The sequence below is a fragment of the Streptomyces sp. NPDC006259 genome, assembly GCF_042870975.1.
Lineage (GTDB): Bacteria > Actinomycetota > Actinomycetes > Streptomycetales > Streptomycetaceae > Streptomyces.
In genome coordinates this window covers 911,598-923,128 of sequence record NZ_JBIAHY010000001.1, presented here as the reverse complement: position 1 = coordinate 923,128, position 11,531 = coordinate 911,598, and the positions used below count along the sequence as shown (strand labels likewise).

General features: G+C 72.5%; 12 protein-coding genes. All 12 read left to right on the top strand.

The window, feature by feature from the left end; genetic code table 11:
* The first annotated feature begins 27 nt into the window (after nucleotides 1-27).
* The 12 genes from ACFYO5_RS03885 to ACFYO5_RS03830 all read left to right on the top strand — a co-directional run bounded on the left by ACFYO5_RS03885 (nucleotide 28) and on the right by ACFYO5_RS03830 (nucleotide 11,528).
* Nucleotides 28-381: a histidine triad nucleotide-binding protein gene (locus ACFYO5_RS03885; RefSeq protein ID WP_356559696.1), complete on the top strand. Its 354-nt coding sequence runs from the start codon at nucleotides 28-30 to the stop codon at nucleotides 379-381.
* A 3-nt stretch (nucleotides 382-384) separates the two neighbouring features.
* Entirely contained in the window at nucleotides 385-1,290 is a 906-nt protein-coding gene (locus ACFYO5_RS03880) for a ribonuclease Z (RefSeq protein ID WP_388703842.1), read from the top strand.
* A gap of 20 nt (nucleotides 1,291-1,310) precedes the next feature.
* On the top strand, nucleotides 1,311-2,300 hold the full coding sequence (locus ACFYO5_RS03875; protein ID WP_356559694.1) for an adenosine deaminase: 990 nt from the start codon (nucleotides 1,311-1,313) through the stop codon (nucleotides 2,298-2,300).
* Nucleotides 2,301-3,036: 736 nt separating this feature from the next.
* Nucleotides 3,037-4,326 (top strand): glucarate dehydratase family protein, encoded by a 1,290-nt coding sequence (locus tag ACFYO5_RS03870; RefSeq protein WP_388703839.1) that lies wholly within the window; start codon nucleotides 3,037-3,039, stop codon nucleotides 4,324-4,326.
* 110 nt (nucleotides 4,327-4,436) lie between these two features.
* Entirely contained in the window at nucleotides 4,437-5,558 is a 1,122-nt protein-coding gene (locus ACFYO5_RS03865) for a PfkB family carbohydrate kinase (protein WP_356559692.1), read from the top strand.
* Between the two features lie 166 nt (nucleotides 5,559-5,724).
* Nucleotides 5,725-6,795, top strand: coding sequence for a PhoH family protein (locus ACFYO5_RS03860; protein WP_356559691.1), 1,071 nt, complete (start codon nucleotides 5,725-5,727; stop codon nucleotides 6,793-6,795).
* 13 nt (nucleotides 6,796-6,808) lie between these two features.
* A complete protein-coding gene (ybeY, locus tag ACFYO5_RS03855; protein ID WP_356559690.1) occupies nucleotides 6,809-7,306 on the top strand; it encodes an rRNA maturation RNase YbeY in 498 nt (165 codons plus the stop codon).
* A complete protein-coding gene (locus tag ACFYO5_RS03850) occupies nucleotides 7,303-8,598 on the top strand; it encodes a hemolysin family protein (RefSeq protein ID WP_356559689.1) in 1,296 nt (431 codons plus the stop codon). Before ybeY ends, ACFYO5_RS03850 begins: the two co-directional genes overlap by 4 nt.
* A complete protein-coding gene (locus tag ACFYO5_RS03845; protein WP_356559688.1) occupies nucleotides 8,595-8,954 on the top strand; it encodes an MmcQ/YjbR family DNA-binding protein in 360 nt (119 codons plus the stop codon). Before ACFYO5_RS03850 ends, ACFYO5_RS03845 begins: the two co-directional genes overlap by 4 nt.
* Before the next feature lie 53 nt (nucleotides 8,955-9,007).
* Nucleotides 9,008-9,361: a cytidine deaminase gene (locus ACFYO5_RS03840; protein ID WP_388703834.1), complete on the top strand. Its 354-nt coding sequence runs from the start codon at nucleotides 9,008-9,010 to the stop codon at nucleotides 9,359-9,361.
* 177 nt (nucleotides 9,362-9,538) lie between these two features.
* Nucleotides 9,539-10,015, top strand: a complete 477-nt coding sequence (locus ACFYO5_RS03835; RefSeq protein WP_388703832.1) for a hypothetical protein — start codon at nucleotides 9,539-9,541, stop codon at nucleotides 10,013-10,015.
* Between the two features lie 172 nt (nucleotides 10,016-10,187).
* Nucleotides 10,188-11,528, top strand: coding sequence for a beta-xylosidase (locus tag ACFYO5_RS03830; protein ID WP_388703829.1), 1,341 nt, complete (start codon nucleotides 10,188-10,190; stop codon nucleotides 11,526-11,528).
* Nucleotides 11,529-11,531: the final 3 nt, after the last annotated feature.

Sequence of the window (11,531 nt, the reverse complement as noted above, 5' to 3'; positions counted from 1 at the left end):
GAGATCACCGGTGCGAGGAGGATCCGAATGCCAGGCGAGCCGCAGGACGACTGTCTGTTCTGCAAGATCGTGGCGGGGACCATCCCCGCGACGATCGTGCGGGAGACCGGGACGACCGTCGCCTTCCGGGACATCAACCCGCAGGCCCCCACCCACGTCCTGGTGATTCCCAAGGCGCACCACGTGGACGCCGCCGCGCTCGCCGCCGAGGCGCCGCAGCTCGCCGCGGACGTCCTGCGCGAGACACGGGCGGTCGCCGACGAGGAGAAGCTGGACAGCTACCGCATCGTCTTCAACACCGGCAGCGGCGCCGGGCAGACCGTCTGGCACGCCCACGCGCACGTCCTCGGCGGCCGTGGCCTCCAGTGGCCCCCCGGCTGAGCCGTGTCCGTACGTGAACTGGTGGTCCTCGGCACCGCCAGCCAGGTCCCGACCCGGCACCGCAACCACAACGGCTACCTCCTGCGCTGGGACGGCGAGGGCCTCCTCTTCGACCCCGGTGAGGGCACGCAGCGTCAGATGCTGAGGGCCGGGGTCGCCGCGCACGACCTGAACCGGATCTGCGTCACGCACTTCCACGGCGACCACTCCCTCGGCGTCGCCGGGGTGATCCAGCGCGTCAACCTGGACCAGGTCCCGCACCCGGTGACCGCCCACTTCCCGCGGTCCGGCCAGCACTTCTTCGACCGGCTCCGGTACGCCACCGCCTACCGCGAGACCGTCGGCGTCACCGAGGTCCCGGTGGACGGCGACGGTCCCCTCGCCGTCACCGCCTCCTACACGCTGGACGCCCGACGGCTCTCCCACCCGGTCGAGTCCTACGGCTACCGCCTGATCGAGCCCGACGGCCGCCGTATGCTGCCCGACCGGCTCGCCGCGCGCGGCGTGCGGGGGCCGGACGTCGGCCGCATCCAGCGGGAGGGCTCCGTCGGCGGGGTGTCGCTGGAGGAGGTCAGCGAGGTGCGGCGGGGACAGCGGTTCGCGTTCGTCATGGACACCCGCCTGTGCGACGGGGTGGGGGAGCTGGCGGAGGGCTGCGACATGCTGGTGATCGAGTCGACGTTCCTCGACGAGGACGAGCGGCTCGCCGTGGACCACGGCCATCTGACCGCCGGTCAGGCGGGGCGGGTCGCACGGGACGCCGGTGTCCGGCATCTCGTGCTCACGCACTTCAGCCAGCGCTACGGCGAACCGGACGCGTTCGGGCGGCAGGCGCGGGCGGCCGGGTTCGAGGGGGAGCTGACGGTGGCGCAGGACCTGCTGCGGGTGCCGGTTCCCAAACGCCAATAAAACACCCGTACGATGCTTTGATGCCCCTCCCCAAAGCCGAACTGCACCTGCACGTCGAAGGCACCCTGGAGCCGGACCTGGCCTTCGAGCTGGCCGCCCGCAACGGTGTCGCCCTGCCGTACGCCGACACCGAGGCGCTCCGCGAGGCCTACCGGTTCGAGGACCTCCAGTCCTTCCTGAACCTGTACTACGAACTGATGGCGGTCCTGCGCACCGAGCGGGACTTCGAGGACCTGGCCAACGCCTACCTCGTCCGTGCCGCCGCGCAGGGCGTGCGGCACGCGGAGATCTTCTTCGACCCGCAGGCCCACCTCGCCCGGGGCGTCGGGATGGGCACGGTCGTCGAGGGGCTGTGGCGGGCGCTCGGCGCCGCCGAGGCCAACCACGGCGTCTCCACCCGGCTGATCATGTGTTTCCTGCGCGACGAGTCCGCCGAGTCCGCGCTGCGGACGCTGGACGCCGCGAAGCCGTACCTCGACCGGATCACCGGCGTCGGGCTGGACTCGGCGGAGGTCGGGCATCCGCCCGCAAAGTTCCGCGAGGTCTACGAGGCCGCCGCCGCGCTCGGCCTGCGGCGGGTGGCGCACGCCGGTGAGGAAGGGCCGCCGGAGTACATCACCGAGGCCCTCGACGTCCTCGGGATCGAGCGCGTCGACCACGGGCTGCGCTGCGTGGAGGACCCGAAGCTGGTGGAGCGGCTGGTGCGGGAGCGGATCCCGCTGACGCTGTGCCCGCTGTCCAACGTCCGGCTGCGGACCGTCGACGTCCTCGCCGACCACCCGCTGCCCGCCATGCTCGACGCCGGGCTGGTCTGCACGGTCAACTCCGACGACCCGGCCTACTTCGGCGGCTACGCGGGCGACAACTTCGACGCCGTCCGGTCGGAACTGGGCCTGAGCGAGGAACGGCTGCGCGAACTGGCCCGCAACTCCTTCGTCGCCGCCTTCCTGGAGGACGACGAGAAGCTGCGCGAGCGGTACCTGGCCGAGGTCGACGCCTACCGCTTCTAGGTGCCCGGGGGCCTCCGGCGCCCCCACGCCCGGCACCAGCGCGGCCCGGCGGCCGGTGACCCCGGTGCCCGCGCGGGCCGGTGCCCGTGCGGCCGGCGGCCCCGACGCCTCCGGCGGCCGGTGACCGCGACGCTCGTGCGGCTGACAGCTCCGACGCCCCGGCGGCCGGGTGACCCCGACGCCCCGGCGGCCTGGCGGCCGGTGACCCCGGCACCCGTGCGGCCCGGCGGCCGGTGACTGCGACGCCCTGCGGCCCGGCGGCCGGTGACCGCGACGCCCTGCGGCCCGGCGGTCGGCGGCCCCACGGCCCCACGGCCCCACGGCCCCACGGCCCCACGGCCTGGCGGCCCGGCGGCCTGGCGGCTGGCGGCACCCGTGCGGCCCTGCGGCCGGTGACCGCGACGCTCGTGCGACTGACGGCCCCGGCGGCCAGGCGGCTGGCGGCCCCGACGCCCCGGCGGCCCTGCGGCCGGTGACCCCGGCGCCCCGGCGGCCCTGCGGCTGGCGGCCCCGACGTCCCGGCGGCCGGTGACCGCGACGCCCTGCGGCCCGGCGTCGGCGGCCCCACGGCCCGGCGGCCCGCCGCCCCGTGCCCCCGCCGCCCCGGTCCATGATCCGGGGGCCGGAAGGGATCCTCCCGACCGGTCACCCGCCGGGAGGCTCCGTTGACGTCGGCGGTCCATGTATCTAGCCTCCATCTTCATACATGGACGACTTTCCCCGAGGGAGATGGCCGGTGGACCTCACCGTCAAGGACGTACGGCTGACGCCGATCCTGATCGCCGACCCGCCCCTCCTCAACACCCAGGGCGTGCACCAGCCGTACACCCCGCGCCTGGTCGTGGAGGTCGTGACCGCGGACGGTGTCACGGGCCTGGGCGAGACCTACGGCGACACCAAGTACCTGGACCTGGCCCGCCCCTACGCGAAGAAGCTGATCGGCCGACAGGTCACCGACCTGAACGGACTCTTCACCCTCGGCGACGAGGTGGACGTCGACCGGTCACGGATCTCCGCACAGGTGGACGTCGGCGGCCTGCGGGGCGTCCAGACGGCCGACAAGCTCCGCCTGTCCGTGATCTCGGCCTTCGAGGTCGCCTGCCTGGACGCGCTCGGCAGGACCCTCGGCCTGCCGGTGCACCGACTCCTGGGCGGCAAGGTCCGGGACGCCGTCGAGTACAGCGCGTACCTCTTCTACAAGTGGGCCGACCATCCCGGCTCGGTGCCCCACGAGACGGACGACTGGGGCCCGGCCGTCGACCCGGCCGGCATCGTCGAGCAGGCCCGGAGGTTCACGGAGCGGTACGGCTTCACCTCCTTCAAGCTCAAGGGCGGCGTCTTCCCGCCGGACGAGGAGATCGCCGCCGTGCGCGCCCTCGCCGAGGCGTTCCCCGGCCACGCCCTCCGCCTGGACCCCAACGGCGCCTGGAGCGTGCCGACCTCGCTGCGGGTGGCCCGCGAACTCCAGGACGTCCTCGAATACCTGGAGGACCCGGCCCTGGGCACCCCCGCCATGGCCGAAGTGGCGGCCGGAACCGGCGTACCGCTCGCCACGAACATGTGCGTGACCACGTTCGCCGAGATCAAGGAGGCCTTCGCCCGCGACGCCGTCCAGGTCGTCCTCTCCGACCACCACTACTGGGGCGGCCTGCGCAACACCCAGCACCTGGCCGCCGTCTGCCGCACCTTCGGCGTCGGAGTGTCCATGCACTCCAACACCCACCTGGGCATCAGCCTCGCCGCCATGACCCAGGTCGCGGCCACCGTCCCCAACCTCGACCACGCCTGCGACTCCCACTACCCCTGGCAGTCCGAGGACGTCCTCACCGACCGCCTCACCTTCACCGAGGGCAAGGTCACCGTCTCCGACGCCCCCGGCCTCGGCGTCGACCTCGACCGGGACCGTCTCCAGCACCTCCACCGGCGCTGGCTGGACGACGACGGCACCTACCACGACCGGGACGACGCGGCGGCGATGCGCGTCGCCACCCCGAACTGGACGACACCGGCGGTACCCCGCTGGTGACGGCCGCGCGCCCACCGCCACGGCGACACCCCGCCCCGCCCCCGACGCCCACCCGTTGTCAGCCCCGTGGTGCACACTGGCCGGATCGGCACCACGTCAGGGAGCGCACCGTGACCGCGTCCACCGGAGAGGGACACCACCGACACCCACGCCAGGCCCAGGTCGACCCCCTGGCCGCCCGGCGTGCCCCCACGGACCCGCCCTGGGACGTCTACCTCACCGGCACCGTCTTCCTCGACATCATCTTCACCGGCCTCGACACCGCGCCCGTCCGCGGCACCGAGTCCTGGGCGCGCGGCATGGGCTCCAGTCCGGGCGGCGTGGCCAACATGGCCACCGCCCTGGCCCGCCTCGGTCTGCGGACCTCCCTCGCCGCGGCCTTCGGCGACGACCACTACGGCGAGTACTGCTGGGACACCCTGGAACAGGGCGAGGGCATCGACCTGACCGCGTCCCGCACGGTCCCCGGCTGGCACTCCCCGGTCACCGTCTCGATGGCCTACGAGGGCGAGCGGACGATGGTCTCGCACGGCCACGAGCCGCCCCCCGAGGAGGCCGCCCCCGCCTCCCCGCCGCACGCCAGGGCCGCCGTCGCCTCCCTCACCCCCGGCAGACGAGCCCCCTGGATCGCCCAGGCGGCGAGCCGCGGCACCCGCGTCTTCGCGGACGTCGGCTGGGACGACACCGGCGCCTGGGACCTGGCCGGCCTGGCCGACCTGGAGCACTGCGAGGCGTTCCTGCCGAACGCGCAGGAGGCCATGCGCTACACGGGCGCCACCTGCCCGCGCGCCGCGGCCCACGCCCTCACCGAGCACGTACCGCTCGCCGTCGTCACCCTCGGCGCGGAGGGCGCCTACGCGGTGGACGGCCGAACCGGCGCGAGCGCGGAGGTGCCCGCGATCGCCGTCGAGGCCCTCGACCCCACGGGCGCCGGGGACGTCTTCGTGGCCGGTTTCGTCACCGGCACGCTGGCCGACTGGCCGCTCGCGGACCGCCTGGCCTTCGCGGGCCTGACCGCCGCGCTGTCGGTGCAGGAGTTCGGCGGCTCGCTGTCCGCGCCCGGCTGGTCCGAGGTCGCCGCCTGGTGGCGCCGCGTGCAGTCCGTGGAGAGCCAGAACCCGGAGGCACTGCGCCGGTACGCCTTCCTCGAGGACCTGCTGCCCACCCGGGAGGCCACCCCGTGGCCGCGCCGCAGAGCGGTCCCCACGATCGGATTCGGCCGCTCGGCCTGAGCCGGGACACCCGCCCCCACCGGCCACCGCGCACGGTCCGCCGCAGGGCCCGCTGTTCGAAAAGCCCTACGGTCTTGTCAGCCCCCTGGCGTACCCTTGAATCGCCAGGCCGCCCTTGTGGCAGGCGAGACGCATCCGGGAGGACGTAGAGGCCTTCGGCCCGCCTATGACTCAGACACCCTCAGCTCAGACGCCCGCGCAGGGCGATGCGAGAGCACAGTTCACGGTTCCCGCCCAGCACCCCATGGTCAGCGTGCTGGGATCCGGCGACTCCCTTCTGCGCGTGATCGAGACGGCTTTCCCGGCGGCCGACATCCACGTCCGGGGCAATGAGGTCAGCGCGGTCGGCGATCCGCGGGAAGTCGCCATGATCCAGCGCGTGTTCGACGAGATGATGCTGGTGCTGCGCACCGGGCAGCCGATGACGGAGGACGCAGTGGAACGCTCGATCGCCATGTTGCGGGCGAGTGAGAACGGGACCAGCGACGGCCAGGAGACCCCGGCCGAGGTACTGACGCAGAACATCCTGTCCTCGCGCGGCCGCACCATCCGCCCCAAGACCCTCAACCAGAAGCGGTACGTCGACGCGATCGACCAGCACACGATCGTCTTCGGCATCGGCCCCGCCGGCACCGGCAAGACGTACCTGGCCATGGCCAAGGCGGTCCAGGCGCTCCAGTCGAAGCAGGTCAACCGCATCATCCTGACCCGCCCGGCGGTCGAGGCGGGCGAACGGCTGGGCTTCCTCCCCGGCACCCTGTACGAGAAGATCGACCCCTACCTGCGCCCGCTGTACGACGCGCTGCACGACATGCTGGACCCGGACTCCATCCCGAAGCTGATGGCTTCGGGGACGATCGAGGTGGCGCCGCTCGCGTACATGCGCGGCCGGACGCTGAACGACGCCTTCATCATCCTGGACGAGGCCCAGAACACCAGCGCCGAGCAGATGAAGATGTTCCTCACCCGGCTCGGTTTCGATTCGAAGATCGTCATCACGGGTGATGTGACGCAGGTCGACCTGCCGAGCGGCACCAAGTCCGGGCTGCGTCAGGTGCAGGACATCCTGGAGGGTGTGGACGACGTCCACTTCTCCCGGCTGTCGTCCCAGGACGTCGTACGGCACAAGCTGGTGGGCCGTATCGTCGACGCGTACGAGAAGTACGACGACACGCACGGCACCGAGAACGGCACGCACAAGGGCGGCCGGGGGAAGTCCGGGCACAAGGGGAAGTAGACCGAGCACCACCATGTCGATCGACGTCAACAACGAGTCCGGAACCGAGGTCGACGAGCAGGCGATCCTCGACATCGCCCGCTACGCCCTCGCGCGGATGCGCATCCACCCGCTCTCCGAGCTGTCGGTGATCGTCGTGGACGCCGACGCCATGGAGCAGCTGCACATCCAGTGGATGGACCTGCCGGGGCCGACGGACGTCATGTCCTTCCCGATGGACGAGCTGCGTCCGCCGTCGAAGGACGACGACGAGCCCCCGCAGGGCCTGCTCGGCGACATCGTGCTGTGCCCCGAGGTCGCGAAGAAGCAGGGCGAGGAAGCGCCGACGCGGCACACCATGGACGAGGAGCTCCAGCTGCTCACCGTCCACGGTGTGCTGCACCTGCTGGGGTACGACCACGAGGAGCCCGGCGAGAAGGCCGAGATGTTCGGCCTCCAGGCGGCCATCGTGGACGGCTGGCGTGCGGAGAAGGGCCACACCGGCCCGTCCCCGGCCCCGACCGTGTCATGAGCCTCCCCCTCGTCTCCGGCGCGATCGCCCTGGTCGTCGTCGCGTGGCTCGCCGCCTGCGCGGAGGCGGGCCTCGCGCGCGTCTCCAGCTTCCGCGCGGAGGAATCGGTCCGCTCCGGGCGGCGCGGCAGCGCGAAACTGGCCCAGGTCGCCGCCGACCCGACCCGCTATCTCAACGTGGCGCTGCTGGTCCGGGTGGTCTGCGAGATGGCGGCGGCCGCGCTGGTGACGTACGCCTGCCTGAAGGCGATCGACGGCACGACGCCCGCGCTGCTGGCCGCGATCGGCGTGATGGTCCTGGTCTCGTACGTCGCGGTGGGGGTCTCCCCGCGCACCATCGGCCGCCAGCACCCGCTGAACACCGCGACGGCGGCGGCGTACGTGCTGCTGCCGCTGGCGCGGATCATGGGCCCGATCCCGTCGCTGCTGATCCTCATCGGCAACGCGCTCACGCCCGGCAAGGGCTTCCGGCGCGGCCCGTTCGCCTCCGAGGCGGAGCTGCGCGCGCTGGTCGACCTGGCGGAGAAGGAGTCGCTGATCGAGGACGACGAGCGCCGGATGGTGCACTCGGTCTTCGAGCTGGGCGACACGCTCGTGCGTGAGGTCATGGTTCCGAGGACCGACCTGGTCGTCATCGAGCGGTACAAGACGATCCGGCAGGCCCTCACCCTGGCGCTGCGTTCGGGCTTCTCCCGGATACCGGTCACCGGGGAGAGCGAGGACGACATCGTGGGGATCGTGTACCTCAAGGACCTGGTGCGCAGGACGCACATCAGCCGGGACGCGGAGAGCGACCTGGTGTCGACGGCGATGCGGCCGGCGGCGTTCGTCCCCGACACCAAGAACGCCGGCGATCTGCTCCGTGAGATGCAGCAGGAGCGCAACCACGTCGCCGTCGTCATCGACGAGTACGGCGGCACCGCGGGCATCGTCACCATCGAGGACATCCTCGAGGAGATCGTCGGGGAGATCACCGACGAGTACGACCGTGAACTCCCGCCCGTCGAGAAGCTGGGCGAGGACCGCTACCGGGTCACGGCCCGCCTCGACATCACCGACCTCGGCGAGCTGTACGGCCTGGAGGAGTACGACGACGAGGACGTGGAGACCGTCGGCGGACTGCTCGCGAAGGCGCTGGGCCGGGTGCCGATCGCCGGCGCGTCCTCGACCGTCGAGCTGCCCGACGGCCGCACCCTGCGGCTGACCGCCGAGGCCGCCGCGGGCCGCCGGAACAAGATCGTGACGGTCCTGGTGGAGCCCGTGGAGCCGCCGGAGGACGAGGAGGCGGAGTGACACCCCAGGAGCTGCGCGGGCTGTGCCTGTCGTTCCCCGCGGTCGTGGAGGAGTTCCCGTTCCGCCCGGAGATCTCGGTCTTCAAGGTCGCGGGCAAGCTCTTCGCGCTGACGAACCTGGACGCGGAGCCCCTGACGGTGAACCTCAAGTGCGACCCGGAGGACGCGATCCGGCTGCGCGGCGAGCACCCGGGCCTGATCGCCCCGGGCTATCACATGAACAAGCGGCACTGGAACACGGTGACGGTCGACGGCGGCCTCCCGGACCGGGTGGTCCGGGAGCTGGTCGAGGACTCCTACGACCTGGTGGTGGCCGGTCTGCCGCGTGCGGAGCGGCTCCGCCTCGACCGGCCCTGAGACGGCCCGCCCCTGAGCGTCCGCGGGGGGCGGGCCCTTCGTATGCTCGGGGCATGACCGACATCAACGCGCTTGGTCCCGAGGACCGCAAGATCGTCACCCTGGCCCGCTCGGCGCGGGCCCGCAACGGTGTGCCCGAGGGGGCTGCCGTACGGGACGAGACGGGACGTACGTACGTCGCCGCGACGGTGGATCTGCCGTCGCTGAAGCTGAGCGCGGTGCGGACGGCGGTGGCGATGGCGGTGGCGTCGGGGGCGGAGTCGCTGGAGGCGGCGGCGGTGGTGACGTCGGCGGAGGGTGCGGCCGAGGCGGATCTGGCCGCCGTCGCCGACCTCGGCGGGCCGGGGACGCCGCTGCTGGTGGCCGGTCCCGACGGTGTCGTCCGGGCGACCGTCTCCGCCGGCTGAGCCGCCCGCCCTCAGGTCGGCCGGAATGCGACCTTGTCGTTCTTCCGCCACCACGCGTCAATGGAATCGTAGAATCCGACGGACCGTCAGACGCATTCCCCACGGCACCGGTGACCGCACCCACCCGTTCCGCTTCGGCCGTCCGTCTCCCCACATCCGGAAGGAGCCGGAAACTCCATGAGAGGCAAGCGAATCGGATCAGGTGCGGCACTGCTGGCGGGGACCCTCGCGGTCACCGGGCTGGCGCTCGCACCCTCTGCCGCCGCCGTCACTCCGACGACGGCGACCGTCACCGCGAACTGCGGTCTGTTCGGCGGGGGTGCGGCCACCCTCACCGCCACCCAGAACGGCACCTCCGCCACCCTCAAGCTCTCGTCCACCGCGATCACCGCGCCGATCGCGATCAACGCGAACAGCATCACCTCCACGCTCACGATGGCGAACTCGGCCGGTGCCGCCAGGGTCTTCACCGGCACCGTGAACCCCGCCATGGCCGTCGGGGCCCCGATCGTGGTCGGACCTCTCGGCGGGACCGTGGCCCGCGGTGACAAGCTGGACTTCTACCGGGGCTCACTGAAGATGGTCGTCTTCGGGATCACCGTCACCTGCACGGCGGCCGGGCCGCAGTCGCCGGGACCGTTCGCGTTCGACTGACCGCAGTAGCGAACAGAGCCAGGGAACCGTCGGTTTCCCCGCCGAGCGAGGGAACTGACGGTTCGTCAGCCCGGCGTGCCGCGTCCATTGACTTCTCACGCGATCCCCAGCTCAATGCCCCCTGTCGGCGCAGCCGAGCCGCTGCGCCCGCATCCCTCGGAAGGGGGCACCCATGGGTCCGACACCCCAGAGTTCCCGAAGATCACGCGGACGGCACTGGACCGCGCTGCTCGGGGCGACCGCGCTCGCGGTCACCGCGGGCGGAGCGCTGGCGGCACCCGCCGCCGTCGCCGCGGCCGTCGACGTGGACTTCCCGACGCACTGCGTCCCGCCGCCCATCGCGGGCATCCCGCCGATCGACGGCACCACCACCGGGAAGATCACGGTGGACGACGCCACTCCGCAGGTCGGCGCCACCGTCACCGTGACGTACACGGTGGTCAAGCCCGCCGCGAGCAACCCCACCGACCTGGCCCTGCCGGCCGACATCATGACGCCCACCGGCACGGTCACCCTGGGCGGGGCGCAGACCGGCGGCGTCACCGTCACGGGGCCGAAGAAGAACGACCCGGTGCCCGGCAAGGGCCCCTTCCCGTCGTTCTCCATGACCGGCACCTTCACCGTGACCGCACCCGGCGCGATCACCCTCTCGCCCGGCGACTACAACATCCACACCAGTTACATCCTGGAACTGGACACCCCCTGCACGGTGACCAACCCGCCCGCGCCGGTGTCGGAGACGGTCACCGCGGCCGACAACCCGCCGGCCAACACCCGTGCCATCTCACTGAGTTCGCCCTCCGGTGCGCCGGGGGACGCGGTGACCGTCACGGGCAGCGCCTTCACGCCGGGCGCCGCCGTCACCCTCGCCGGGCGCTCCGGGAGCGCCCAGACCGCGGACACGGCGACCGTGACCGCCGACGCGCAGGGCGGCTTCAGCGGCTCCCTCGCCGTCGCCGACCGCACCACCACCGGGGTGGTGGCCTACGAGGGCGGCGCGTGGAGCGCGGAGAAGGGAGCCGGGCCCGTCGCCTATGTCGTCCTCGACGACACGCCCGTACCGGACGGGAGTCAGAAGCTGACGACGACCGTGAAGGCGGGCACGCTCTCGATGTCCCAGGCCGGGGACGCCGTCCCGTTGTCGGCGGTCGACTTCGGCACCGGCGGGGCCTCGACCGGCACCCTGAGGACGGTAACCGTCAAGGACTTCCGCGGTGGCCCCGCGGGCTGGTCCCTGACCGGCAAGGTCACCGACTTCACCGGACCCGGCGCCAAGATCGACGCCGGCGAGCTGAGCTGGACACCCGCGTGCGCGACCGACGCGGGCAGCCCGAGCACCTGCCGGGCCGGTTCGGCGGGCGTGGTGGGCACGGCGGGGGCGACCCTGGCCTCGGCCCCCGACGCGGCGCTCACCGGCGGCGAGTTCACGGCCGACGCCCAGCTCTCCCTCGACGTACCGGCGTTCACGCCTCCGGGCACCTACGCCGGCGTCCTGACCCTGACGCTCACCTGATCC

Bases quoted from the DNA above. Each gene is read 5' to 3' on its own strand.
- ACFYO5_RS03885 (WP_356559696.1), top strand. From the start codon at position 28: ATGCCAGGCGAGCCGCAGGACGACTGTCTGTTCTGCAAGATCGTGGCG.
- ACFYO5_RS03875 (WP_356559694.1), top strand. From the start codon at position 1,311: ATGCCCCTCCCCAAAGCCGAACTGCACCTGCACGTCGAAGGCACCCTG.
- ACFYO5_RS03860 (WP_356559691.1), top strand. From the start codon at position 5,725: ATGACTCAGACACCCTCAGCTCAGACGCCCGCGCAGGGCGATGCGAGA.
- ybeY (WP_356559690.1), top strand. From the start codon at position 6,809: ATGTCGATCGACGTCAACAACGAGTCCGGAACCGAGGTCGACGAGCAG.
- ACFYO5_RS03850 (WP_356559689.1), top strand. From the start codon at position 7,303: ATGAGCCTCCCCCTCGTCTCCGGCGCGATCGCCCTGGTCGTCGTCGCG.
- ACFYO5_RS03840 (WP_388703834.1), top strand. From the start codon at position 9,008: ATGACCGACATCAACGCGCTTGGTCCCGAGGACCGCAAGATCGTCACC.
- ACFYO5_RS03835 (WP_388703832.1), top strand. From the start codon at position 9,539: ATGAGAGGCAAGCGAATCGGATCAGGTGCGGCACTGCTGGCGGGGACC.
- ACFYO5_RS03830 (WP_388703829.1), top strand. From the start codon at position 10,188: ATGGGTCCGACACCCCAGAGTTCCCGAAGATCACGCGGACGGCACTGG.